General features: G+C 56.3%; 18 protein-coding genes, 1 pseudogene and 1 other annotated feature. Of the genes and pseudogenes, 9 read left to right on the top strand and 10 right to left on the bottom strand.

All coding sequences use genetic code 11. From position 1 onward, the window contains the following. From urtD to atzF, 7 genes and pseudogenes are all read right to left on the bottom strand, one after another. Entirely contained in the window at positions 1 to 792 is a 792-nt protein-coding gene (gene urtD / locus ACPUC7_RS21635) for an urea ABC transporter ATP-binding protein UrtD (protein WP_494924478.1), read from the bottom strand. Then, positions 785 to 1,861: an urea ABC transporter permease subunit UrtC gene (gene urtC / locus ACPUC7_RS21630; protein WP_494924477.1), complete on the bottom strand. Its 1,077-nt coding sequence runs from the start codon at positions 1,859 to 1,861 to the stop codon at positions 785 to 787. Before urtC ends, urtD begins: the two co-directional genes overlap by 8 nt. Beyond that, positions 1,861 to 3,426 carry an urea ABC transporter permease subunit UrtB gene (gene urtB, locus ACPUC7_RS21625; RefSeq protein ID WP_494924476.1) on the bottom strand — a complete coding sequence of 522 codons (1,566 nt, stop codon included), beginning with the start codon at positions 3,424 to 3,426 and terminating at the stop codon, positions 1,861 to 1,863. Before urtB ends, urtC begins: the two co-directional genes overlap by 1 nt. A gap of 118 nt (positions 3,427 to 3,544) precedes the next feature. Then, positions 3,545 to 4,813 (bottom strand): urea ABC transporter substrate-binding protein, encoded by a 1,269-nt coding sequence (urtA, locus tag ACPUC7_RS21620; protein WP_097094999.1) that lies wholly within the window; start codon positions 4,811 to 4,813, stop codon positions 3,545 to 3,547. Between the two features lie 28 nt (positions 4,814 to 4,841). Further along, a complete protein-coding gene (locus ACPUC7_RS21615; protein ID WP_494924475.1) occupies positions 4,842 to 5,540 on the bottom strand; it encodes a GntR family transcriptional regulator in 699 nt (232 codons plus the stop codon). Positions 5,541 to 5,549: 9 nt separating this feature from the next. Continuing rightward, positions 5,550 to 9,264 (bottom strand): annotated as a pseudogene (gene uca / locus ACPUC7_RS21610) (urea carboxylase). Between the two features lie 2 nt (positions 9,265 to 9,266). After that, positions 9,267 to 11,063, bottom strand: a complete 1,797-nt coding sequence (atzF, locus tag ACPUC7_RS21605; protein WP_494924474.1) for an allophanate hydrolase — start codon at positions 11,061 to 11,063, stop codon at positions 9,267 to 9,269. Positions 11,064 to 11,321: 258 nt separating this feature from the next. Here atzF and sltY point away from each other — a divergent pair, with 258 nt between their 5' ends. Next, positions 11,322 to 13,241, top strand: a complete 1,920-nt coding sequence (gene sltY / locus ACPUC7_RS21600) for a murein transglycosylase (protein WP_494924473.1) — start codon at positions 11,322 to 11,324, stop codon at positions 13,239 to 13,241. A gap of 44 nt (positions 13,242 to 13,285) precedes the next feature. After that, the gene (trpR, locus tag ACPUC7_RS21595) at positions 13,286 to 13,606 is read left to right on the top strand and encodes a trp operon repressor (RefSeq protein WP_343554137.1); all 321 of its coding nucleotides are present in this window, start codon (positions 13,286 to 13,288) and stop codon (positions 13,604 to 13,606) included. Here the strand turns inward: trpR and yjjX are convergent, their stop codons facing one another. Then, positions 13,607 to 14,125 (bottom strand): inosine/xanthosine triphosphatase, encoded by a 519-nt coding sequence (gene yjjX, locus ACPUC7_RS21590; protein WP_494924472.1) that lies wholly within the window; start codon positions 14,123 to 14,125, stop codon positions 13,607 to 13,609. A 51-nt stretch (positions 14,126 to 14,176) separates the two neighbouring features. On the opposite strand from yjjX, the gene gpmB reads away from it, so the two are divergent. Beyond that, positions 14,177 to 14,824: a 2,3-diphosphoglycerate-dependent phosphoglycerate mutase GpmB gene (gene gpmB / locus ACPUC7_RS21585; RefSeq protein ID WP_494924471.1), complete on the top strand. Its 648-nt coding sequence runs from the start codon at positions 14,177 to 14,179 to the stop codon at positions 14,822 to 14,824. Positions 14,825 to 14,864: 40 nt separating this feature from the next. Here the strand turns inward: gpmB and robA are convergent, their stop codons facing one another. Next, positions 14,865 to 15,746 carry an MDR efflux pump AcrAB transcriptional activator RobA gene (gene robA / locus ACPUC7_RS21580; protein ID WP_343554135.1) on the bottom strand — a complete coding sequence of 294 codons (882 nt, stop codon included), beginning with the start codon at positions 15,744 to 15,746 and terminating at the stop codon, positions 14,865 to 14,867. 193 nt (positions 15,747 to 15,939) lie between these two features. Here robA and creA point away from each other — a divergent pair, with 193 nt between their 5' ends. Beyond that, positions 15,940 to 16,413 carry a protein CreA gene (gene creA / locus ACPUC7_RS21575; protein ID WP_343554134.1) on the top strand — a complete coding sequence of 158 codons (474 nt, stop codon included), beginning with the start codon at positions 15,940 to 15,942 and terminating at the stop codon, positions 16,411 to 16,413. A gap of 45 nt (positions 16,414 to 16,458) precedes the next feature. Here the strand turns inward: creA and arcA are convergent, their stop codons facing one another. Next, positions 16,459 to 17,175: a two-component system response regulator ArcA gene (arcA, locus tag ACPUC7_RS21570; protein ID WP_343554133.1), complete on the bottom strand. Its 717-nt coding sequence runs from the start codon at positions 17,173 to 17,175 to the stop codon at positions 16,459 to 16,461. Positions 17,176 to 17,764: 589 nt separating this feature from the next. On the opposite strand from arcA, the gene ACPUC7_RS21565 reads away from it, so the two are divergent. From ACPUC7_RS21565 to thrC, 5 genes are all read left to right on the top strand, one after another. Next, positions 17,765 to 18,469 (top strand): tRNA/rRNA methyltransferase, encoded by a 705-nt coding sequence (locus tag ACPUC7_RS21565; protein WP_494924470.1) that lies wholly within the window; start codon positions 17,765 to 17,767, stop codon positions 18,467 to 18,469. Positions 18,470 to 18,658: 189 nt separating this feature from the next. After that, the gene (gene thrL / locus ACPUC7_RS21560) at positions 18,659 to 18,730 is read left to right on the top strand and encodes a thr operon leader peptide (protein ID WP_313857581.1); all 72 of its coding nucleotides are present in this window, start codon (positions 18,659 to 18,661) and stop codon (positions 18,728 to 18,730) included. Beyond that, positions 18,666 to 18,788 (top strand) — a sequence feature (Thr leader region). Its footprint overlaps the gene before it by 65 nt. A gap of 26 nt (positions 18,789 to 18,814) precedes the next feature. Next, positions 18,815 to 21,277, top strand: coding sequence for a bifunctional aspartate kinase/homoserine dehydrogenase I (thrA, locus tag ACPUC7_RS21555; RefSeq protein WP_494924469.1), 2,463 nt, complete (start codon positions 18,815 to 18,817; stop codon positions 21,275 to 21,277). Between the two features lie 2 nt (positions 21,278 to 21,279). Beyond that, positions 21,280 to 22,209 carry a homoserine kinase gene (thrB, locus tag ACPUC7_RS21550; protein WP_494924534.1) on the top strand — a complete coding sequence of 310 codons (930 nt, stop codon included), beginning with the start codon at positions 21,280 to 21,282 and terminating at the stop codon, positions 22,207 to 22,209. A 3-nt stretch (positions 22,210 to 22,212) separates the two neighbouring features. Then, entirely contained in the window at positions 22,213 to 23,496 is a 1,284-nt protein-coding gene (gene thrC / locus ACPUC7_RS21545; protein ID WP_494924468.1) for a threonine synthase, read from the top strand. The last annotated feature ends 181 nt before the right edge of the window (positions 23,497 to 23,677 follow it).

Here is a 23,677-nt window from a genome sequence, read left to right as displayed (position 1 = left end):
TTAGCGCCCCAGATAAACGTCGATAACGCGATCGTCCGCCTGCACTTCGCGTAACGATCCCTCCGCCAGAACCTGGCCTTGATGCAGCACGGTGACGTGATCGGCAATGGTTTCGACAAAGCCCATGTCGTGCTCAACCACCATCAGCGAATGCTTACCCGCCAGGCTGCGGAACAGCTCGGCGGTATATTCGGTTTCAGCATCGGTCATGCCCGCCGCCGGTTCGTCCAGCAGCAGCAGATGCGGGTCTTGTACCAGCAGCATGCCGATTTCCAGAAACTGCTTCTGACCGTGCGACAGCAAACCGGCTTGGCGCTGACGTTCGCCGCCTAAGCGCAGCAGTTTCAATACCTCATCGATGCGATCCTGCTGCTCGCCGTTCAAGCGCGCGCGCAAGCTGGCCCACACCGATTTGTCATTTTTTAGCGCGATTTCCAAATTCTCAAACACCGTCAACGCTTCGAACACCGTTGGTTTTTGGAATTTACGACCAATCCCGGCGCGGGCGATCTCCACCGGCGACATTTTGCTGAGATCGGTATCCTGGTCGTAGATCACCTGACCATTGTCCGGCCGGGTTTTACCAGTGATCACATCCATCAGCGTGGTTTTCCCTGCGCCGTTCGGGCCGATCACGCAGCGCAGTTCGCCAACGCCGATCTTCAGTGACAGATCGGTCAGCGCGCGAAAGCCGTCAAACGACACGTTGATCTTCTCAAGCTGCAACACTGGATCGCTCTGATCACGATGGCGATCCGCCGGATGAGGTTGGGTAAACAATTGTTCAGTCATCACGCCTCCGGCGCAGCAGGCCAATCACGCCACGCGGCAGGAACAGCGTGACCAGGATGAACATCAGGCCAAGGAAGAACAGCCAATATTCCGGGAATGCCACGGTGAACCAACTCTTCGCGCCATTGACAATCGCCGCGCCAAGCAGCGGGCCAATCAAGGTGCCGCGTCCACCTAACGCCACCCAAATCGCCGCTTCAATCGAGTTGGTGGGCGACATTTCGCTGGGGTTGATGATGCCGACTTGCGGCACATACAGCGCGCCGGCTAACCCGCACAGCACCGCCGATAGCGTCCAGACAAACAGCTTGAAACCTTTGGGATCGTAACCGACGAACATCAGCCGGTTTTCCGCATCGCGTACTGCGGTGAGCACGCGGCCAAACTTGCTGCGTGCCAGCGCGAAACCCATGCCGAGGCTCAGCAGCAACAGCAGCACGGTGGCAACAAACAGCCCGATGCGTGTGCCGGTGGCGGTGACGTTAAAGCCAAGCAAGGTGGTAAAGCCAGTGAAGCCGTTATTGCCGCCAAAGCCGGTTTCATTACGGAAAAACAGCAGCATGCCGGCGTAGGTCAACGCTTGCGTCATGATCGAGAAGTACACGCCTTTGATTTTCGAGCGGAAGGCGAAGAAGCCGAACACCAACGCCAGCAAACCTGGCACCAGCATGATCAGGCACAGCGCCCAGGCAAAATGCTGGGTTCCGGCCCAAAACCACGGCAACTCATTCCATGACAGAAACGACATAAACGCCGGTAAGCCGTCGCCGGATGCCTGACGCATCAGGTACATGCCCATCGCATAACCGCCAAGCGCGAAGAATAAACCGTGGCCGAGCGACAGCAATCCGGCGTAACCCCACACCAGATCCAACGCCACTGCGACGATGGCGTAACAGAGAATTTTGCCGACCAGCGTCAGCGTGTAAGTGGAGATCGCCAGCGGATGCGTGGCGGGCAGCAGCGCGCAAAACGGCAGCACCAGCAGCAGCGCAGTGATCACCACGCCAAGGCTCAGAGTGAGGCGTGGCGCTTTGCGCGCGGCGGTTAAGGTTAGTGGCTGGCTCATCAGTCAATCACCCTCCCTTTGAAGGCAAACAGGCCTTGTGGACGTTTCTGGATAAACAGCACGATCAGCACGAGGATCAGGATTTTACCGAGCACCGCGCCAATTTGTGGCTCCAGCACTTTGTTGAGAATGCCGAGACCAAACGCGGCGACCACCGTGCCCGCCAGTTGGCCGACGCCGCCGAGTACCACCACCAGGAATGAATCGATGATGTAGCCCTGGCCGAGTTCTGGCCCGACATTGCCGAGTTGCGACAGCGCCACGCCGCCGAGTCCGGCGATGCCAGATCCGAGGCCGAACGCCAGCATATCAATGCGTCCGGTTGGCACGCCGCAGCAATCCGCCATCGCCCGGTTTTGCGTTACTGCGCGCACGCTGAGGCCGAGGCGGGTTTTATTCAGCAGCAGCCAGGTGAGTCCTAGTACCGCGAATACAAATAGGATCACCGCGATGCGGTTGTACGGCAGCACCAGATTGGGCAGCACCTGCATCCCGCCGGAGAGCCAGCTTGGGTTGGCGACTTCGAGGTTTTGCGCGCCAAACAGCATGCGCACCAGTTGGATCAGCATCAGGCTGATGCCCCAGGTCGCCAGCAGGGTTTCCAGCGGACGGCCATACAAATGACGGATGATGGTGCGCTCCAGCAGCATGCCCATGCAGGCAGTGACCAGAAATGCCACCGGCAGCGCCAGCAGCGGATACCACACCAGCCACTGCGGGGCGAATTGCTGAAACAAGCTCTGCACGAACCAGGTCGCGTAAGCGCCGAGCATCAACATTTCGCCATGCGCCATGTTGATCACGCCGAGCAAGCCGTACGTGATGGCGAGACCGAGCGCCGCCAGCAGCAGGATCGAACCGAGCGACAAACCGGTAAACGCTTGCCCCAGCAGATCGCCCCACATCAGGCGCTGCTTAATCTGTTTCAGGCTGGCGGCAGCGGCGGCGCGCACGTTGGCATCGGGTTCATTGCTGGCTTGGGTGAGGCGATTGAGGCTGGCCTGCATATTCGGATCGCTGGATTCGCCGAGCAGTTGCACCGCTTTCAGGCGCAGCGCGGCATCCGGGCTGGCGAGTTGCAGGTTAGCGGCGGCCATCGCCAGCACCGCGTGCACCTGCGTGTCTTTTTCCACCGCCAGACGCTGTTCGATCAGCGGCAGCAAATCAGCCACGCCGTCATTTTGCAGTTGCTGTGCGGCGCGCAGGCGGATTGCCGCATCATCACTCACTAATTGGTGAGCGGCGAGGGCGCTGGCGATCAGCACGCGCAGGCGGTTATTCATGAAGACTTTTTTGGTTTCACCACTCGGCTGTTGGGCGTTATCGAGCGGTAGGAATTTGTCGTCTTGTTTGCTAAACGGCTGTTTGTTTTGGTCGATAACCACGCTTTCGTCGCGCAACGCTTGCAGCAGCGGCAAACGACTGGCCTGCGGCGCGGCGGCCCATTGTTGGAGCAAAGTGGCTTGTTGCGTGCGGTTGGCGGCCGCGAAGTCTGCGCCATCGCCCGCCTGGGCGAGCCAGGGCAGCAGTAACAGCAGACAGCAGAGATAACGGCGGATTGTCATGGTTCTGGCCCTGTTGATGGTGGAACGGGCGATGCGGCCATAATGAAGGTCACCATAAATGGCGACCCTACGGTCCGCACAATCTTGTAGGGTCGCCATTTATGGCGACCGCTGTTACTTACTGCGTTGATTTCACGGGATGATCCGGCTTCTTATCGTTACCGGCGATGTACGGGCTCCACGGCTGCGCGCGCACTGGCTGCTCGGTCTGCCACACCACGTTGAACTGGCCGTTCTCTTCCACTTCGCCAATCATCACTGGCTTATGCAGATGGTGGTTGGTTTTATCCATGGTCAAGGTGAAACCGTCCGGCGCTTTGAAGGTTTGTCCGGCCATTGCCGCACGCACTTTATCCACGTCGGTGGTGCCGGCTTTCTCGACCGCCTGCGCCCACATATGCAGGCCCACATAGGTTGCTTCCATCGGATCGTTGGTTACCACGGTGTTGGCGTTCGGCAGGTTATGCGCCTTGGCGTAAGCACGATAATCAGCGACAAACTTGGCGTTGGTTGGGTTATCCACCGACTCGAAGTAGTTCCACGCCGCTAACTGACCGACCAGCGGTTTGGTATCAATGCCGCGCAGTTCTTCCTCGCCGACCGAGAAGGCGATCACGGGAATATCGGTGGCTTTGATGCCCTGGTTAGCCAGCTCTTTGTAGAACGGTACGTTGGAGTCGCCGTTGATGGTGGAGATCACTGCGGTTTTGCCACCGGCAGAGAACTTCTTAATGTTAGAAACGATGGTCTGATAATCGCTGTAACCAAACGGCGTATACACTTCTTCGATGTCTTTATCCTGCACGCCTTTGCTGTGCAGGAAGGCGCGCAGAATCTTGTTGGTGGTACGCGGATAGACGTAATCGGTTCCCAGCAGGAAGAAGCGTTTGGCGCTGCCGCCATCTTCACTCATCAAGTATTCCACTGCCGGGATCGCCTGTTGGTTGGGCGCGGCGCCGGTGTAGAACACGTTCGGCGACATCTCTTCGCCTTCATATTGCACCGGATAGAACAGCAGACCGTTCAGTTCCTCAAACACCGGCAGCACCGATTTACGCGATACCGACGTCCAGCAACCAAATACCGCCGCGACTTTATCTTGCGTCAGCAATTGGCGCGCTTTCTCGGCGAACAGCGGCCAGTTAGAGGCCGGATCGACCACCACCGGTTCGAGCTTTTTGCCCAGCACGCCGCCCTTGGCGTTGATCTCATCGATGGTCATTAACGCCACATCCTTCAATGGCGTTTCCGAGATCGCCATGGTGCCGGAGAGCGAGGACATAATGCCGACCTTAATGGTGTCAGCAGCCTGGGCCGCAAAGGCAAAGCCCATGCTGGCCACCGAGGCAGAGAGCGCGAAAGCCTTGAGCAATGAACGTCTTTTCATCAGTAAACCCCTAACTATGTTTGTGTTGTTATTCAATAGGTTGAAGTCGGGCCTGCTGTAACATATGCAATGTGATCTTTCTGACCTCTGCCTTACTCACGGCAATGTGGTCGGTTAAAATGCGCTGCGCCTCCTCGGTTTGTTGCTGGAAAATCGCCCGTAGAATCTGGGCGTGCTCGCGGTACGTCGCCTCCATTCGGTCGTCACGGGTGAAATCGAGACGGCGAATGATGCGAATTTTTTCGGTTAACTCGGCGTGAATCCGCGCCATCTCCTGATTGCCCGCGGCGGCTACCAGCGCCATGTGAAAGGCTTCATCCTGCGCGGATACCGCTTTGCCGTCGTCCAACGGCGCGGCATCGATCCAGAAGCTTTTCAGCGCGGTTAAGGTTTCTGCACATTGCGCAGTGGGCTGCGCGCACAGACGCCGCACCGCTTCGCACTCCAGCACGGTGCGGAAGTCGTACAACTCTTCGAAATATTCGAAGTCGAACGGCTTCACCTGCCAACCGCTGCGGAACCACACTTCGACGTAGCCCTCACGCTCCAGCCAAAACAGCGCCTGACGTACCGGCGTACGGCTGACCTCCAGCCGATCGGCGATTTCGTTTTCGCTGAAACGGTCGCCCGGCATCAGGCGGAACTCAAAAATGTCCTGCTTCAGCGCCTGATAAACCTTTTCGGCCAGCGCTTCTGGACGACCTTTGCTGCGAGGACTGGTGTTCATAGCGACTCCTTATTCCAGCCACAGTAGGGCATCGCCCGGACTCACCGGACGTCCTGCCTGGCAGGCAATGCGTTTCACCGTGCCGCTCTGCGGCGCGACAATCGCCAGTTCCATTTTCATCGCTTCGACGATGATCAGCGTTTGACCGGCTTCCACCGCATCGCCCGGCTGCACCAACACTTTCCAGATGTTGCCGTTCATATCGGCGCACACCGCCAGCGCATCGTCGTCGGCCGCAACCACGTCGAGCGTTTCTTCGCTGGTCAGCGGCGCGTTCTGCTCTTCCTGCGCCCACAGCGTTACTTCTTGCTCGAAGGCGGCAGATTGGCGCTGGCGGAAATCGCTGATCGAATCGGCGTTTTCGGCGAGGAATTGGTGATGCGCGGCGAAGTCGAATACCGTTTCTTCGATGCGTACGCGGGCGCGGCCTTCGCGGAAGTCATCGCGCAGTTGCGTCAGTTCATCTTCGGTAACCGGATAGAAGCGCACCTGATCGAAGAAGTGCAGCAGCCACGGTTCGTCGGCAGCGAATTGATCGTTCTTCAGGAATTTGTTCCAGATCGGCAGCGTACGGCCGACCAGCTGATAGCCGCCTGGCGAATCCATGCCGTAGATGCACATGTACATGCCGCCAATGCCGACGGTGCCTTCAGCGGTAAAGGTGCGCGCTGGGCTGTATTTCGAACTGAGCAAGCGATGGCGTGGATCAATCGGCACCGCACACGGCGCGCCGAGATAGACATCGCCGAGGCCGAGAATCAGATAGCTGGCGTCGAAAAGGGTGTCGCGCACCGCTTCGCGGCTCTCTAAGCCGTTAATGCGCTGGATGAAATCGACGTTGTTTGGCAGCCACGGCGCAGTGGCGCACACCGTTTCCTGGTAGCGCTCAACCGCGCCGAGCGTGGCGCTGTCTTCGAAGGCCATTGGCATCCACACAATGCGCGATGGCACTTTCAACTGACTGACGTCGCCGAGTCCGGCTTCGATTTCCAGCAGCAGGTTCATCAACTGTTTTTGGCTGAGAATCAGGCTGTCGTAGCGCACCTGCAATGAACGTACGCCCGGCGATAACTCTTCCACGCCCGGCACTGCGCGCTCACGCAGCGCATTCATCAGCAGATGCACGCGCAGACGCAGCGCCAGATCCAGCACNTACGCCCGGCGATAACTCTTCCACGCCCGGCACTGCGCGCTCACGCAGCGCATTCATCAGCAGATGCACGCGCAGACGCAGCGCCAGATCCAGCACGTTGTCGCCATATTCAATCAGCACATATTTGTCGCCGGCCTGGCGATACACCGCCGCTGGCGTGGTGGCACTGGCCGGTAGCGCCGCTAACAAAGTGGCTGAACCGATGTCGCTGGCGGCCAGCGACGGTACTTCAAATGCTGGCGCGTGGGTGCTACGCAGACTTTCCACGCTGTGCGCCTGGGCTTTTTCCAGCGCAACTGCTTCTTCGGCGCTGATTGGATGGAAACGGATTTTATCGCCTGGTTTTACCTGACCGACTTTCCACAGTTCCGCTTTGGCGATGGTCACCGGGCAAACGAAGCCGCCGAGACTTGGGCCGTCATGCGTCAGGATCACCGGGAAGTCGCCGGTGAAGTTCACCGCGCCAATCGCGTATTCGCAGTCGTGCACGTTAGAAGGATGCAGGCCCGCTTCGCCGCCGTTGGCGCGTGTCCAGCTTGGTTTTGGTCCCACCAAACGCACGCCGAGGCGGTTGGAGTTGTAATGGACTTGCCAGTCGCTGGCGAAGAACTCGTCAATCGCCGCCTGGGTGAAGAAGTCCGGTGCGCCGTGCGGTCCGTACAGCACGCCGATGCGCCATTCGTTGCCGTAATGCGGCACCAATGCGTGATCAAGTGCTTGCGGTTCGCTAACTGGCGCTGGCGTAGTGCAGGCCGCCAGTTGCGGCTGGGAAATTGGCAGCATGTCAGCCACGCGCAAGGTGCGTCCGGCGTGGCCGCCAAACTGACCGAGCGAGAAGGTGGCGCGGCTGCCGAGATATTCCGGCACGTCGAAACCGTTGCGCACTGCTAAATAGGTGCGGCAACCGCTTTGCGCACGGCCAAGCGTCAGGATTTGGCCCGCTTTGACGTTGATCGGCTGCCAATATTCGATGCTTTCACCATCAACATCAGCCGGGCAGTCTGCACCAGTTAGCGCGATCACCGCATCGCTGTGGAAGCGCAACGTTGGACCTTGCAGGGTGAATTCCAGACCGGCAGCGCTGTCGTGGTTACCGACAATGCGGTTGGCCAGACGGAAGGCGAAATCGTCCATCGGGCCGGATGGCGGCACGCCGATGTCCCAGTAGCCAAGACGGCCGGGGAAATCCTGAATGCTGCTGAACGTGCCGGGTTGCAGCACTTCAATCACGCTGGCGGACGGCGTGAAGCTGTCGAGGAAGCGCGTCCAGACTTTGCCGCTGTGGAAGGCTTCGGTAGCAACGATCTGGCGCAGGTAGTCGAGGTTGGTGGCGATGCCGTGCAATTGGGTGGCGCCCAGCGCTTGCTGCATTTTGTCCAGTGCGGCTTCACGCGTATCGGCATGCACAATCAGTTTGGCGACCATCGGATCGTAATACGCCGAGACTTCGGTGCCGGTATCAATCCAGCCATCGACGCGCACATCGTCCGGGAAACTCACGCCGGTTAATACGCCGGGACTTGGCTGGAAGTTTTTCAGCGGATCTTCGGCGTAAATACGCACTTCAATCGAGGCACCTTGCGGCGCTTGTTGTAGACGCGGCCAGTCAATCGCATCGCCCGCCGCCACTTTCAGCATGCACTCGACCAAATCGAGGCCGGTAACGCATTCGGTCACCGGATGTTCCACCTGCAAGCGGGTGTTGACTTCGAGGAAGTAAAACGCATCTTGCTCGGCATCGTAGATGTATTCCACGGTGCCGGCGCTGCGATAATTCACCAGTTCGCCGAGACGTACCGCCGAGGAGAGCAAGGCTTCACGCGTGGCTTGTGGCAGATTCGGTGCCGGGGTTTCTTCCACCACTTTCTGGTTGCGGCGCTGTAACGAGCAATCGCGTTCGCCAAGGGCGATCACTTTGCCGCTGCCGTCGCCAAAAATCTGCACTTCAACGTGACGTGCGCGATCGATGCAACGCTCCAGAAACACGCCTGCATCGCTGAAGAACTGTTCGCCGAGGCGACGGACACTTTCCCACGCATTGCTCAGCGCATCGGCATCGGCGCAACGCGTCAGGCCAATGCCGCCGCCGCCCGCGGTGCTTTTCAGCATCACCGGATAACCGACGGTGTCGGCAGCGCTTAACGCTTCTTCCAGTGAACTCAACAACGGTGTGCCTGGCGTCATCGGCACCCCAGCGCTGGCGGCTAATTCGCGCGCACGGTGTTTTAGGCCAAACTCGCCAATCTGCTGCGCGGTTGGACCGACAAAAGCGATACCGGCTTTTTCACAGGCATCGGCAAACGGCAAGCTTTCCGACAGGAAGCCGTAGCCCGGCCAAATCGCTTCGGCGCCGGTTTCCTGCGCGGCGGCGAGGATTTTATCGATGCGCAAATAGCTGTCGCTGGCCTTGTCGCCGCCCAGTGCAATCGCCACATCGGCTTCTTTGACGTGACGCGCGTTACGGTCAGCATCGGAATAGACGGCAACGCTTTTCACGCCGAGGCGTTTTAGGGTGCGGATGGCGCGGCAGGCGATTTCGCCACGGTTAGCAATCAGAACGGTGCTGAACATGGTTATTTACTCCCCAGAGAAGCCAGCCAGTTGCGCCAGCCGCCAAATTCGGTAATTTCCAGCGCCTGCGCGAGCACCGCCGGTTCACAGATAAAGCCCTTCACTACGCGTCCATCGATCAGCGTCAGTGAACCAATGCCGAGCGGTGCCGGGATTTCCGCCACGAATTCGCCAAAGCGCGCCAGCGGGATATCCCACAACTCCACGGTGATCGCCGCACCGCTTTCGCCGCGCAGCAGCCCCGGCTTTTTGATCGGGCCATCGAGCAGGGCGAACAGGCGGTAATGGCTGGCGGTTTGCGTCTCTTCCACTAGCACTGCCTGGCGTGTAGTGAGCTGGAAGTTGAGCGGCATGCCGGTGAGATGCGCGCCGACCACTGCGACGCGTACGTGATCCGGCGACACCGGCAGCGCGCTTGTTTGCGCCGGAGCGACTTTGCCGGTCGCGCCGAGCGGCAGCGCCATCTGTTGCTGCCAGCGCAGGCCAAAACCGGCCAATGCGCGATCTTGCCAGGCCGGCGCGATCAGCGTGATGCCAGCTGGCAAACCGTCTGCGCGGAACGGCGCTGGCAGCGCCAATGCGCTGAGATCGGCGAGGTTGGTGAAGTTGGTGTAAGTGCCAAACTGCGAGTTGTAGTGCACCGGCTCTTGTTGCATTTCGGCCAGCGTGTGAATGGTCGGCGAGGTCGGTACCACCAGCGCATCAAACTGCGCCAGCGTTTGCTGAATTTGACGCGTCAGTTCGGCACGCAGATATTCCGCTTGATAGGCTTCTACTGCGGTGTATTTCAGGCCGCTGCTGACAATGCCGTACACCACCGAATCCATCTCTTCCGGGCGATTAATCATCTCGCCCACCGCCACGGTGCGCTCGGCAACCCACGGGCCGTAATAGAGCTGTTCAGCTAATTGATGGAATATGCTGAAATCAATCGGATGCAGCGTGGCGCCGCCCGCTTGCAGTTGTTCCAGCGCCGCCAGCCACGCGCCTTCAGCTTGTTTATCGCCGAAGAATTCTGGCGTTGCCGGAATGGCGAAATCGGGTTGTGCTTTGAAGCTGGCGGGCGCGCTATGCGGATTGCTGCGTGAATAGGCATCGCCCGCATCGTAACCACCGGCGGCAGTCGCGACCGCGAAAGCATCTTGCACGGTTAAAGCGAACACGGAAATGGTGTCATTGAGGCGGCAAGCCGGAACCACACCGCTGGCAGAGAACCAACCTTTGGTCGGCTTAAGGCCCACAATGTTGTTGAAACCGGCAGGCACGCGGCCCGATCCGGCGGTATCGGTACCCAGCGAGAAGCCCACCAAGCCGCGCGCTAATACCGACGCCGAACCGGAACTGGAACCGCCGCTGACATAGTCAGGATTGAAGGTGTTACACACCGCACCAAATGGTGAGCGCGTGCCGACTAAACCGGTGGCGTATTGATCGAGGTTGGTTTTGCCAATCACTATCGCACCAGCGGCTTTCAATTGTGCGACGACAAAGGCATCGGCCTCGGCGGTATAAGTGAAGGCCGGGCAAGCGGCGCTGGTCGGCCAACCGGCCACATCAATATTGTCTTTTACGGCAAACGGCACGCCGAACAGCGGCAGTGCAGCTGGATTGCGCAGATAGCTCGCCAGCAAAGGTTCGATTTGTGCCTGCAACTGCGCGGGCGTGGCGAGATACAGCCATGCGTTATCCTGCGCGTCGATAGCGTCAAGATGTGCCGCCAACAGTGAGGTGATTTGCTGTGGATCTTGCTGGTAGCTGCGTTGCCAATCCTGCAGCGTGAAGCCAAAGGTCGATGCCATGAGTGAATTCCAACTGGTATACAAGATGGAATTCAACAGAGCAAAGCGCGTGCCATTTTTGTAAGTCGATGAATGCAATTAATTAGTTGATGTGTAATAAGTTTTTCTGATGATAAATTGCACAGTTGCGGCGCAAAGGGTGTGCAATGGCGGTGCGCCAGCGTAAATTTTGTGAAGAACATGGCAAGAGGCGGTTGGCCTGGTTAGCATGAAGGAAGTCTGGCATGAGCTGGACCGTAGCAGTGAGAGGAGAGCAGAGTGGAGAAGTGGCGTAACTGGATGATAGGGATTTGTCTTGTCAGCACGGCCGGCAGCGCGTGGGCTGACTCATTGGATCAACAGCGACAGCGCTATGCGCAAATCAAGCAAGCCTGGGATAACAAACAGATGGACCAGGTGACGCAACTGATGCCAACGTTGCAGGATTATCCGCTCTACCCGTATTTGCAATATCGCTTGCTGGCGCAGGATCTCGATCAAGAGACGCCGCTGGCGGTAAAAAACTTTATTCAACAATATCCGACGCTGCCCCCGGCGCGTTCGCTGTCGACGCGTTTTATCAATGTGCTGGCGAATCGTCAGGATTGGCCCGGCGTGCTGAGCTTCAGCCCGGAAGAACCTAAACCGGTGCAGGCGCGCTGTAACTGGTATTACGCCAAATGGGCAACCGGTCAGCAGCAGGCGGCGTTCGAAGGGGCGAAAGAGATTTGGCTGCGCGGCACCGCATTACCGAATGACTGCGACAAGCTGTTTTCAGTATGGCAAGCCAGCGGGCAACTTTCGCCAATCACCATTCTTGAGCGCATTCGTCTGGCGATGAAAGCCGGTAACGATAGCCTGGTCAACTATCTGGCGAAAATGCTGCCAGCGGATTATCAAACCACCGCCAGCGCCTTGATTGCTTTGCAGCAGAATCCGCAAACCGTCACCACCTTTGCTAGCACCATGGGGCCGACCGATTTCACCCGCATGGCAACCAGCTATGCCTTCGCCCGCGTGGCGCGTGAAGACATGGATAACGCGCGTATGATGATTCCGCAGTTGGTGCAGGCGCAGAAAATGAGCCAGGCCGAAGAGCAGGATCTGAAAGAAACCGTGGTGTGGCGCATGATGGGCGCGGATCTCACCAGCGAGCAGGCGCGCTGGCGTGATGCGGTGGTGATGAATAGCGAATCCACCGCGCTGGTGGAACGTCGCGTGCGTTTGGCGCTGAGCCAGAACGATCGCCGTGGTCTCAATACCTGGATCGCGCGTTTGCCGGTTGAAGCCAAAGAGAAAGATGAGTGGCAATACTGGCAGGCGGATTTACTGATTTCTCAGGGCCGCAAAGACGAGGCCAATGAGATTCTGCGCAAGCTGATGCAGGCGCGTGGCTTCTATCCCATGGTGGCGGCGCAACGTCTTGGCGTGGAGTATCCGTTGCAGGTCGATCAAGCGCCTTCTGCCGATAACAGCGTGGTGCAGGGCGCGGAAATGGCGCGCGTGCGTGAGCTGATGTATTGGGGATTGGATAATCTGGCGCGCAGCGAGTGGGCTAATCTGATCTCCAGCAAAACCCGTTCGCAGCAGCAGATGCTGGCGCGTTATGCCAACGAGCAGGATTGGTGGGATCTCAGCGTGCAGGCCACCATTACTGCCAAAATGTGGGACAGCCTGAAAGAGCGCTTCCCGCTGGCGTGGAAAAATCTCTATCAGCAATACACCAGCGACAAAGGCATTCCGCAGAGCTATGCGATGGCGATTTCTCGTCAGGAAAGTGCGTGGAATCCCAAAGCGCGTTCACCGGTGGGTGCCAGCGGATTGATGCAGGTGATGCCGGGCACCGCCACGCATACCGTGAAGATGTATAACATCCCCGGTTATGTGAACAGCGCGCAGTTGCTTGATCCGCAGACCAATATCCAGATCGGTACGCAATATCTGGAGTATGTCTATCAGCAGTTTGGTCAAAACCGTATCTTCTCGTCGGCGGCCTACAATGCCGGTCCGGGACGCGTGCGTAGCTGGCTGAACAACAGCGGCGGTAAGCTGGATGCGGTGGCGTTTATCGAGACCATTCCGTTCTCAGAAACGCGTGGCTACGTGAAGAACGTATTGGCCTACGATGCCTACTATCGCTACTTCATGGGCAAGCCGGACAAGATTCTCGCCGACAGTGAGTGGAATCGCCAGTATTGACTGTGCTATGCTTCCGTACTCGCTAATGAGTACGGAAGCCCTTCATGAGCCAACCCCTTTCTTCCCAGCCACAATCGGCTCAGCCTGTTGAAGATAACTGGCTGCGTTTTATCGAATTGATGCAAAACGCGTTTGCCGATGGCGTGGCGCTGCCGTTGCTACAGCTGATGATGACGCCCGATGAGCGCGAATCCTATGGCACGCGTTTGCGTATTATCGAAGAGTTGATGAACGGTGAAATGAGTCAGCGCGAATTGAAGAATGAGTTGGGCGTCGGCATCGCCACCATTACGCGCGGATCGAACAGTCTGAAGGAAGCGCCACCAGAGCTGAAACGCTGGCTGGAAGCGCAACTCGGACGCTAATTATTGTTGATATAACGGATGCGTGAACGGGCACAGCGCCAGAATCAATGCCTGATGATAGACGCTGGAGCGGCTCAACAAGCCGTGCGTGAACGCACCAATCGCGCCACCTTTCTGTTTGATATTCTCCACGCCGGTTAAGCGGGCCATTTCATCGCCCAATTCACGTCCTTCTGCCAGACCCGCCAGCACAACCGGCGGCAGTGTAAAGCTGGCAGAACGGGATTCACCGCGCTGCTGCGCGTTTTCCACTACCATCCAGGCAAAGGCGCAATCGCCTTCAATGCCGGCTTCAATCGCCACCCAATAATCGGCTTGTGGACGTTCCTGACGCGCATTTGCCACGCGTTGGCGTGCGCCAGTTCGCGTTTCAACATCACTAAGTGGCTGGGCTGCGACGCCGCTCTCGACCTCGACCCCTTCAATGTGGCAGGATCCTTCGCCGAAAACGTCGTTGAACGCCTGAGCAATCGCGCGAATTTTTGCCGGGTTGATGGTGGCTGCGACAACATGGTACATAATTGTTTGAACCCTCAAGGCAAATTTGTCGCAGTATAACGGAAATTAAGCATGCTACAGGTCTATCTTGTTCGACACGGCGAAACGGTATGGAATGCGGCTCGACGCATTCAAGGGCAGTCGGACAGCCCATTAACGGAAAAAGGTGAGCAGCAGGCTTATCAAGTGGGCGAACGCGTGAAATCGCTGGGAATTACCCACGTGATTGCCAGCGATTTAGGACGTACTCGCCGCACGGCAGAAATCATCGCCGATGCTTGTGGCTGCACTGTGACGCTCGATGCGCGCTTGCGCGAGCTGAACATGGGTTGCCTGGAACAGCGTCCGCTGGATGGTTTGACCGATGAAGAGGAAAACTGGCGTAAAACGCTGGTGGACGGCACCACCGCCGGGCGTATTCCGGGCGGTGAATCCATGGCGGAGATGGCGGCGCGTATGCATGAAGCGTTGAATGCGCTGCTAGAATTGCCCGCCGGGAGCCGTCCGCTGATCGTCAGCCACGGTATGGCGCTGGGCGTGTTGGTAAGCACCATTCTTGGATTGCCAGCACATGCGGAGCGCCGTTTGCGTCTGCGCAACTGCTCGATTTCACGCGTCGATCATCAACAAAGCGCGTGGTTGGCGGCGGGTTGGGTGGTTGAGACCGCAGGCGATGTGTCGCATCTGGATGCGCCTGCGTTAGACGAACTTCAGCGTTAAGCCAAAACAAAAATGCCGTCTTAGCGACGGCATTTTGTTATTAACGGTTCGCTTGTGGGCGAATCGGAATCAGGTATTCGCAACGGATTTCTGCTGGCGGCTCGCTGCGTTTCTTACCACCGTGGGTGAAGAAGCGTTCGATATCCTGACCCTGGCGGCGCACCAATCCCAGCGTCGGCATGCAGGTGCCGTACAGCAACAGAATAAATTCACCTAACGCGCTGCGTGCACCGTTATAGGTGAACTGCACGTAATCTCCGGCTTCCAGCACCACACTCTGATTCGACTGCATGCTTTTCGCCAGCTGATCGGCAGGCACCGCAGTGGTGTAAAGAATCTCTTGCTCATCATCCTTTTCATGGCTGGCGCGTACCTGATGCAAGCCGTACAGCACCGGCGGCACTGTGTCGGTTTCCAGCAGGAACTGCTTCCAGAAGTGGATGCGCATTTCATCGCGATAGCTGGAAATCTGTTCCAGCGTGCAGGAATAACTCTGCGTTTGGCCGACCAACACCGTTTCTGGCAGCGTGACAAACTGCGCTTCCGGAATGCTGTTGTCATCGAGGCGAATCGGCGGGCGAATGCCGTAAGAATTCCACTCTGACGAACGACGATACCAGGCAGGCGTTTGGTTAAACTGCTTTTTAAATGCGCGGGTGAAGGTCTGTTGTGAATCGAAGCGATATTGTAAAGCGATGTCGAGGATGGGGCGGCTGGTCAAGCGCAAAGCCACCGCGGCTTTCGACAGCCGACGCGCGCGAATGTACGCACCAATCGCGTGGCTGGTTACTTCCTTGAACATTCGCTGCAGATGCCATTTGGAATAGCCTGCTTTCTGCGCAACGTTATCTAATGAAAGCGGTTGGTCCAGATGGCTCTCCAGCCAGACAAGCAAATCGCGAATGATACCGGCTTGGTCCATAAAACATCCTCATAACTCTCTGGTGGCGCAACTATGAAGTCGTCGAATAATAGCACGAAATGCACAAAAGCGTGGGGGCGGTTTATTTATCGAATGTGCTAAGTCAATGCGGGTTGGAGCCCGTTAGGTTTGGTTCTGGGTTCGATTGACAGTACATTACATTCTCATCTATTCGATTGGCAATGGTAACTCAATGACAATAGCTCGTATTCTTATAGTCACGCTGGCAACTTATGTGTTTAGCGTGGGCGTTCAGGCCGAGGAAATCGGCTCTGTTGACACCGTTTTCAAGATGTTTGGCCCCGATCATAAGATCGTGGTGGAAGCCTTCGATGACCCCGACGTAAAAAATGTAACCTGTTATATCAGCCGGGCAAAAACCGGTGGGATTAAAGGCGGATTAGGTTTGGCGGAAGACACTTCCGACGCAGCCATTTCGTGCCAACAGGTTGGGCCGGTAGAGCTTAGCGATAAAATCGCACAAGGCAAGGCGCAAGGTGAAGTGGTGTTCCGCAAACGCACATCGCTGGTGTTTAAGAAATTGCAGGTGGTGCGCTTCTTTGACCAAAAACGTCATGCGCTGGTGTATCTGAGCTACTCAGATAAAGTGGTTGATGGTTCGCCGAAGAATGCGTTAAGCGCGGTGCCGATTATGCCGTGGCATTGATGCAGACATAAAAAAACGCCCTCGCGGGCGTTTTTTCTTGCAATCTTAGTCCTGCAATTCACCGCAGAAACGGTAACCTTCGCCGTGAATGGTGGCGATGATTTCTGGCGTATCTGGCGTGGATTCGAAGTGCTTACGGATACGGCGGATGGTGACATCCACGGTGCGGTCATGCGGCTTCAGCTCGCGACCGGTCATTTTCTTCAGCAAATCGCCACGCGTTTGGATTTTGCCTGGGTTTTCGCAGAAGTGCAGCATGGCGCGGAATTCACTGCGCGGCAGCTTGTACTGGTCACCGTTCGGGCTGATCAATGAGCGGCTATTGATATCCAATTCCCAGCCGTTGAAGCGATAGCTTTCAACTGAACGACGCTCTTCGCTTGGCATCGCCAAATTCATGGTGCGCGACAGCAAGTTACGGGCGCGAATGGTTAATTCACGTGGGTTGAAAGGTTTGGTGATGTAATCATCGGCACCGATTTCCAGACCGAGGATTTTATCTACTTCATTATCACGACCTGTCAGGAACATCAGCGCAACGTTTGCTTGTTCACGCAATTCGCGTGCCAGCAGCAAACCGTTTTTACCTGGCAGGTTAATATCCATAATCACCAGATTGACGTCGTTTTCCGTCAATACCTGATGCATCTCGGCGCCGTCGGTGGCTTCATAGACCACGTAACCTTCTGCCTCAAAGATACTTTTGAGGGTGTTACGCGTGACCAGTTCGTCTTCAACGATAAGAATGTGCGGGGTCTGCATGTTTCGCTACCTAAAATTTGCCAACAAATCGAAAACAGGGCGTACGGCGGTTGCTATTTTCAAGCGCAACCGGTGTACGAAATGATCTTCGGAATACACCATCCATCTACGTCAACTTCAGTGTTAGCTCAGCCAGTCAGGATGGATATTTGCGCGCCCCGAGAGTATCGGACTGGCGCTCATCCTAACCGTATTAACAGCAACCTAACAGCACCAACAACAACCGATAAGCATAAAAACAACGCTTCGTTGACTTATATCAAATGCAAGTGTAGCACGTTAACACTTTTATGAAAAACTTCTCCAGGATTGCTAGTTTAGCTCACAAAATGCAGCATTTTTGCTACATCTAAGTGCTGTATAACCAAATCCGAAACACGCAGGAAATTATATTTCAGTAAATTGAAATTAAAGGGTTTTATATTCATTAAGTGATTTAATTTTGCTTAAGCCCATTAATTTGCTCTGCGTGACTGTTTTCTTCTCTTTTAACATCCTTAACATCTTATTTTCTATTACGGCTGCGGTTGGTATTTTCTCCGCTGCATGCCAACATAATGCGAGTTGTTAACAGTTCGATGGAAAAATCATGCATTTCCCCTTAATTCTTGTCTCTCCCGCCCGCCCGGAAAATATCGGCGCAGCCGCCCGCGCAATGAAAACCATGGGATTTAGCGAGTTGCGGATTGTCGCCAGCGATGCGTGGCAAGATCCTGCGGCACGTCGCGTGGCGCACGGTGCGGGTGAGATCCTCGACAATGTGAAAACCTTCGCCACGCTCAGTGATGCGCTGAAGGATGTTGATTTCTCGGTGGCCACCACCGCGCGCAGCCGGGCGAAATTCCGTTATTACGCCACGCCGGTGCAGGTGGAAAGCATCTTGCAGGAGAAGCGCCAATGGCTGAGCCGCATTGCGCTGGTGTTCGGCCGTGAAGACAGCGGCTTAACTAACGAAGAGCTGGAGCAGGTTGATTTGCTGACCGGCATTCCAATGGCCAATGATTATCCGTCGCTTAATCTCGGTCAGGCGGTGATGGTGTATTGCTATCAGCTATCGGCGCTCAATCAAGTTGCCGCTGCGTCCGCTGAAGCGGCCAATCAACATCAATTGCAGGCGTTACGCGAGCGTTTCCATCAGCTGTTAGCCAAGCTTGAGGTTAGCGATGACGCCAAAATGGTGGACTGGATCGATCAGCGTATTGGGCTGTTGGAACAGCGCGACAGCGCCATGCTGCACCGTTTGCTGCACGACGTAGAAAAAAAACTTATAGATAATTGCTCGGATAAATCCTGAGTTGCTAGTGAGTGATCGGGGAAATCGCGCCATCTCTTGAACGATCCCAATATCAATCACGTTATCCAGCGCCATTCTGCTCAGTCACGGGGCTGGCGCGGTTAAGACAAATTCGTTGACTTAACGTGCGCTTTGCTTTACTTCTGGAAGGCAGACGGACAAGACAAAGACAGACAGAAAAAAATCTCAATGCGTAAAATCAGCCTGAACACCACAATTATTATTACCACCACCATTACCACAGGTAACGGTGCGGGCTGACGCATACAGGAAAAACAAAGAAAAAAGCCCGCACCTAAACAGTGCGGGCTTTTTTTTCGGCAAAAATTCAGGAGAGCTTCAACTATGCGAGTGCTGAAATTCGGCGGAACCTCAGTAGCCAATGCGGAACGTTTTCTCCGCGTGGCGGATATTCTGGAAAGCAATGCACAACAGGGACAGGTTGCGACCGTACTCTCTGCACCAGCAAAAATTACCAATCATCTGGTGGCGATGATTGAGAAAACCATCAGCGGACTCGATACGCTGCCGAATATCAGCGATGCCGAACGTATTTTTGCCGACCTGCTGCAAGGCCTGCGTGACGCACAACCGGGCTTCGATTATGACGGCGTGAAAACCCGCGTTGAGTTGGAGTTCGCACAGCTGAAACAAGTGCTGCACGGCATCAGCTTGTTGGGACAATGTCCTGATGCGGTCAACGCTGCTATTATTTGCCGTGGCGAAAAGCTGTCGATTGCCATCATGGAAGCGCTGCTGCAAGCGCGCGGCCACAAAGTCACCGTGATCGATCCCGTTGAGAAGCTGCTGGCGATTGGTCACTATCTCGAATCCACCGTGGATATTGCCGAATCTACTCGCCGCATTGCCGCCAGCCAGATCCCTGCCGATCACTTCATCCTGATGGCCGGTTTCACCGCCGGAAATGAGAAGGGTGAATTAGTGGTGCTGGGCCGCAACGGTTCGGATTACTCGGCAGCGGTGCTGGCCGCGTGTTTACGCGCTGATTGCTGCGAAATCTGGACTGACGTCGATGGCGTATATACTTGCGATCCACGTCAGGTGCCGGATGCGCGCTTGCTGAAGTCGATGTCATATCAAGAAGCGATGGAGCTTTCCTACTTCGGTGCCAAAGTGCTGCATCCACGCACCATCGCGCCGATCGCTCAGTTCCAGATCCCTTGCCTGATCAAAAATACCGCGAATCCGCAAGCGCCCGGCACCTTGATTGGTGGCGAAGGTGAGCTGGATGAGAATCCGGTGAAAGGCATCACCAACCTGAATAACATGGCGATGTTCAACGTCTCCGGCCCAGGCATGAAAGGCATGGTCGGCATGGCGGCGCGCGTGTTTGCCGCGATGTCACGCACCGGCATTTCCGTGGTGTTAATCACCCAATCCTCTTCCGAATACAGCATCAGCTTCTGCGTACCGCAAAGCGAGCAGGCGCGTGCGCGTCGGGTATTGGAAGAAGAGTTCTATCTTGAGCTGAAAGATGGCTTGCTCGATCCGCTCGATGTGCTGGAACAGCTGGCGGTAATTTCAGTGGTTGGCGATGGCATGCGCACGCTGCGCGGCATCTCCGCTAAGTTCTTCTCGGCGCTGGCACGCGCCAACATCAATATCGTGGCGATTGCGCAGGGTTCATCCGAGCGCTCCATTTCTGTTGTAGTCAGCAATGATGAAGTCACCACCGGCGTGCGCGTAGTGCATCAGATGTTGTTCGCCACCGATCAGGTGATCGAAGTGTTCGTAGTGGGCGTCGGCGGCGTCGGTGCCGCGTTACTGGACCAGTTGTATCGCCAGCAAACCTGGCTGAAGCAGAAGCATATCGATCTGCGCGTGTGTGGTATCGCTAACTCGCGTGCGCTGTTAACCAACGTGCACGGTATCGATCTCAGCAACTGGAAAGCGGAACTGAGCGAAGCCAAAGAGCCGTTTAATCTCGGCCGATTGATTCGTTTGGTGAAGGAGTATCATCTGCTGAATCCGGTGATCGTCGATTGTACCTCAAGCCAGGCGGTGGCCGATCAGTACGCCGATTTCCTTGCGGAAGGCTTCCACGTGGTGACGCCAAACAAAAAGGCCAACACCTCGTCGTGGAATTACTATCAGCAGATGCGTGCGGCGGCGGCCAAATCGCGCCGTAAATTCCTTTACGACACCAACGTCGGCGCGGGTTTGCCGGTAATCGAAAACCTGCAAAACCTGATGAACGCTGGGGACGAACTGATCAAGTTCTCAGGGATTCTTTCGGGTTCGCTGTCATTTATCTTCGGTAAGCTGGATGAAGGCGTTTCGCTGTCTGAAGCGACGAAAATGGCGCGCGAAATGGGCTTCACCGAGCCGGATCCGCGTGACGATCTTTCGGGCACCGATGTGGCGCGTAAGCTGTTGATTCTGGCGCGTGAAGCCGGACATCAGCTGGAGTTAAGCGATATTGAAATCGAACCGTTGCTGCCTGCCAGTTTGACCGACATCGCCGATGTTGAGCAGTTTATGCAGCGTTTGCCGGAGCTGGATAATGCCTTTGCTGCGCGCGTTGCCAAAGCGCGTGACGAAGGTAAAGTGTTACGCTTCGTCGGCGCGATTGAAGAAGGCGGCGTCTGCAAAGTGAAGATTGATGCGGTGGACGGCAACGATCCGCTGTACAAAGTGAAGAACGGTGAAAACGCGCTGGCATTTTACAGCCGCTATTATCAGCCGATCCCGCTGGTTCTGCGTGGATATGGCGCGGGAAATGATGTAACGGCGGCGGGTGTGTTTGCTGACCTGTTGCGTACGCTGTCGTGGAAGTTGGGAGTTTAATGATGGTAAAAATTTATGCACCGGCCTCAATAGGCAACGTCAGCGTCGGCTTTGATGTGCTGGGCGCGGCGGTTTCGCCGGTGGATGGCACCTTATTAGGTGATTGCGTTTCCGTTACAGCCGCCGACAGCTTCAGCCTGGTGAACTCCGGGCGCTTTGTCAGCAAACTGCCGAGCAATCCGCAGGAAAACATCGTTTATCAGTGCTGGGAACGTTTCTGCCAGGCGATCGGCAAACAGGTTCCGGTGGCGATGACGCTGGAAAAGAACATGCCGATTGGCTCTGGATTGGGTTCTAGCGCTTGTTCGGTGGTCGCGGGTTTGATGGCGATGAATGAATTCTGTGGTAAACCGCTTAACGATACCGAACTGCTGGCGCTGATGGGCGAGCTGGAAGGGCGTATTTCCGGCAGCGTACATTACGATAACGTCGCGCCGTGCTTCCTCGGCGGCGTGCAGTTGATGATTGAAGAGAATGGCATCATTAGTCAGGACGTGCCGTGCTTCGATGAATGGCTGTGGGTGATGGCGTATCCGGGGATTAAAGTCTCCACCGCCGAAGCGCGCGCCATTCTGCCGGCACAATATCGCAAAGAGGATGCCATCAAACACGGTCGCCTGTTGGCGGGCTTTATTCACGCCTGTCATACCCGTCAGCCTGAGCTTGCGGCTAAACTTATGCAGGATGTGATCGCCGAGCCGTATCGCACCAAGCTGCTGCCGGGCTTCGCTGAAGCGCGCAAAGCGGCGCAGGATATTGGCGCGCTGGCTTGCGGTATTTCGGGTTCCGGCCCGACACTTTTCGCTGTTTGCAACGAAATGGCAACAGCACAGCGGATGGCAGATTGGCTGAGCCAACACTATCTGCAAAATGAAGAAGGTTTCGTCCATATCTGCCGTCTTGATACGGCTGGCGCACGTAAATTGGGATAACGCATGAAACTCTACAACCTTAAGGATCACAACGAGCAGGTTAGTTTTGCTCAGGCCGTTAAACAGGGCCTCGGCTCGCAGCAAGGGCTGTTTTTCCCGCTCGAACTGCCGGAATTCGAACTGACCGATATCGATGCCATGCTGGAGATGGGTTTCGTCAGCCGCAGCACGAAAATTTTGTCTGCCTACATTGGTGATGAAATTGCCGCGCATCAGTTAGCCGAGCGCGTGAAAAACGCCTTTGCTTTCCCGGCGCCAGTGGCGGAAGTCAGCGCTGATGTGGCGTGTCTTGAACTGTTCCATGGCCCAACGCTGGCGTTTAAAGATTTCGGCGGCCGCTTCATGGCGCAGATGCTGTCGTATGTCAGTGGCGCAGATGAGCAGATCACCATTCTGACCGCGACCTCTGGCGATACCGGCGCTGCCGTGGCGCATGCGTTCTACGGCATGGAAAACGTGCGCGTAGTGATCTTGTATCCGCAAGGCAAAATCAGCCCGTTGCAGGAAAAACTGTTCTGTACGCTGGGCGGCAACATCGAAACTATCGCGGTTGAAGGCGATTTCGATGCGTGTCAGGCGCTGGTGAAACAGGCGTTTGACGATGAAGAGTTGAAAAAGGCGATTGGCCTGAACTCGGCGAACTCTATCAACATCAGCCGTTTGCTGGCGCAGATTTGCTACTACTTCGAAGCGGTAGCGCAACTGCCACAAGAGAAACGCAATCAGCTGGTGGTGTCGGTGCCAAGCGGTAACTTCGGTGATTTGACCGCGGGCTTGCTGGCGAAATCACTCGGCTTGCCGATCAAGCGCTTTATCGCGGCGACCAATGCCAACGATACCGTGCCGCGTTTCCTCGGCAACGGCGAATGGCAGCCAAACGCCACCGTGGCAACCTTGTCGAATGCGATGGATGTCAGCCAGCCAAACAACTGGCCGCGCGTGGAAGAGTTGTTCCGTCGCAAAACCTGGCGTTTGACCGATCTGGCATACGGCGCGGTATCGGATGAAACCACCAAATCCACCATGCGCGAGCTGGCAGAAATCGGCTACATCTCTGAACCGCACGCGGCGATTGCTTATCGTCTGCTGCGCGATAACTTGCAGGACGGCGAATATGGTCTGTTCCTCGGCACCGCGCATCCAGCCAAGTTCAAAGAGAGCGTGGACGAGATTTTAGGCCAGGAATTGCCGTTGCCGAAAGAGCTGGCGGAGCGTGCTGATTTGCCGCTGCTGTCGCACAATCTGAAGGGTGATTTCGCGGAACTGCGCGCGTTTTTACTGAAGTAATTCAGCCAGGTGCGCAATAATGCGCACCCTAAAACTGAGCTTACGTAAGGTCGCCATTTTTGGCGTAATGCTCGTCAGTTAAGCCTCAAACATGCCGGAACGCATAGCGTTTCGGCTTTTTCTTTACTGCCCGGGGATAGTGTCTTGGTCGCCGGGTGGGAAGCACGAAGCTGGGTGCCAT

The sequence above is a fragment of the Pantoea sp. CFCC18179 genome (genome assembly GCF_059412405.1).
This window is presented reverse-complemented; position numbering and strand designations above follow the sequence as displayed.

Coding starts and splice junctions, on each gene's coding strand:
- creA (WP_343554134.1), top strand. CDS start 15,940: ATGACAATAGCTCGTATTCTTATAGTCACGCTGGCAACTTATGTGTTT.
- urtD (WP_494924478.1), bottom strand. CDS start 792: ATGACTGAACAATTGTTTACCCAACCTCATCCGGCGGATCGCCATCGT.
- atzF (WP_494924474.1), bottom strand. CDS start 11,063: ATGGCATCGACCTTTGGCTTCACGCTGCAGGATTGGCAACGCAGCTAC.
- ACPUC7_RS21615 (WP_494924475.1), bottom strand. CDS start 5,540: ATGAACACCAGTCCTCGCAGCAAAGGTCGTCCAGAAGCGCTGGCCGAA.
- gpmB (WP_494924471.1), top strand. CDS start 14,177: ATGCTACAGGTCTATCTTGTTCGACACGGCGAAACGGTATGGAATGCG.
- arcA (WP_343554133.1), bottom strand. CDS start 17,175: ATGCAGACCCCGCACATTCTTATCGTTGAAGACGAACTGGTCACGCGT.
- ACPUC7_RS21565 (WP_494924470.1), top strand. CDS start 17,765: ATGCATTTCCCCTTAATTCTTGTCTCTCCCGCCCGCCCGGAAAATATC.
- urtB (WP_494924476.1), bottom strand. CDS start 3,426: ATGACAATCCGCCGTTATCTCTGCTGTCTGCTGTTACTGCTGCCCTGG.
- thrC (WP_494924468.1), top strand. CDS start 22,213: ATGAAACTCTACAACCTTAAGGATCACAACGAGCAGGTTAGTTTTGCT.
- trpR (WP_343554137.1), top strand. CDS start 13,286: ATGAGCCAACCCCTTTCTTCCCAGCCACAATCGGCTCAGCCTGTTGAA.
- thrA (WP_494924469.1), top strand. CDS start 18,815: ATGCGAGTGCTGAAATTCGGCGGAACCTCAGTAGCCAATGCGGAACGT.
- urtA (WP_097094999.1), bottom strand. CDS start 4,813: ATGAAAAGACGTTCATTGCTCAAGGCTTTCGCGCTCTCTGCCTCGGTG.
- robA (WP_343554135.1), bottom strand. CDS start 15,746: ATGGACCAAGCCGGTATCATTCGCGATTTGCTTGTCTGGCTGGAGAGC.
- yjjX (WP_494924472.1), bottom strand. CDS start 14,125: ATGTACCATGTTGTCGCAGCCACCATCAACCCGGCAAAAATTCGCGCG.
- urtC (WP_494924477.1), bottom strand. CDS start 1,861: ATGAGCCAGCCACTAACCTTAACCGCCGCGCGCAAAGCGCCACGCCTC.
- thrB (WP_494924534.1), top strand. CDS start 21,280: ATGGTAAAAATTTATGCACCGGCCTCAATAGGCAACGTCAGCGTCGGC.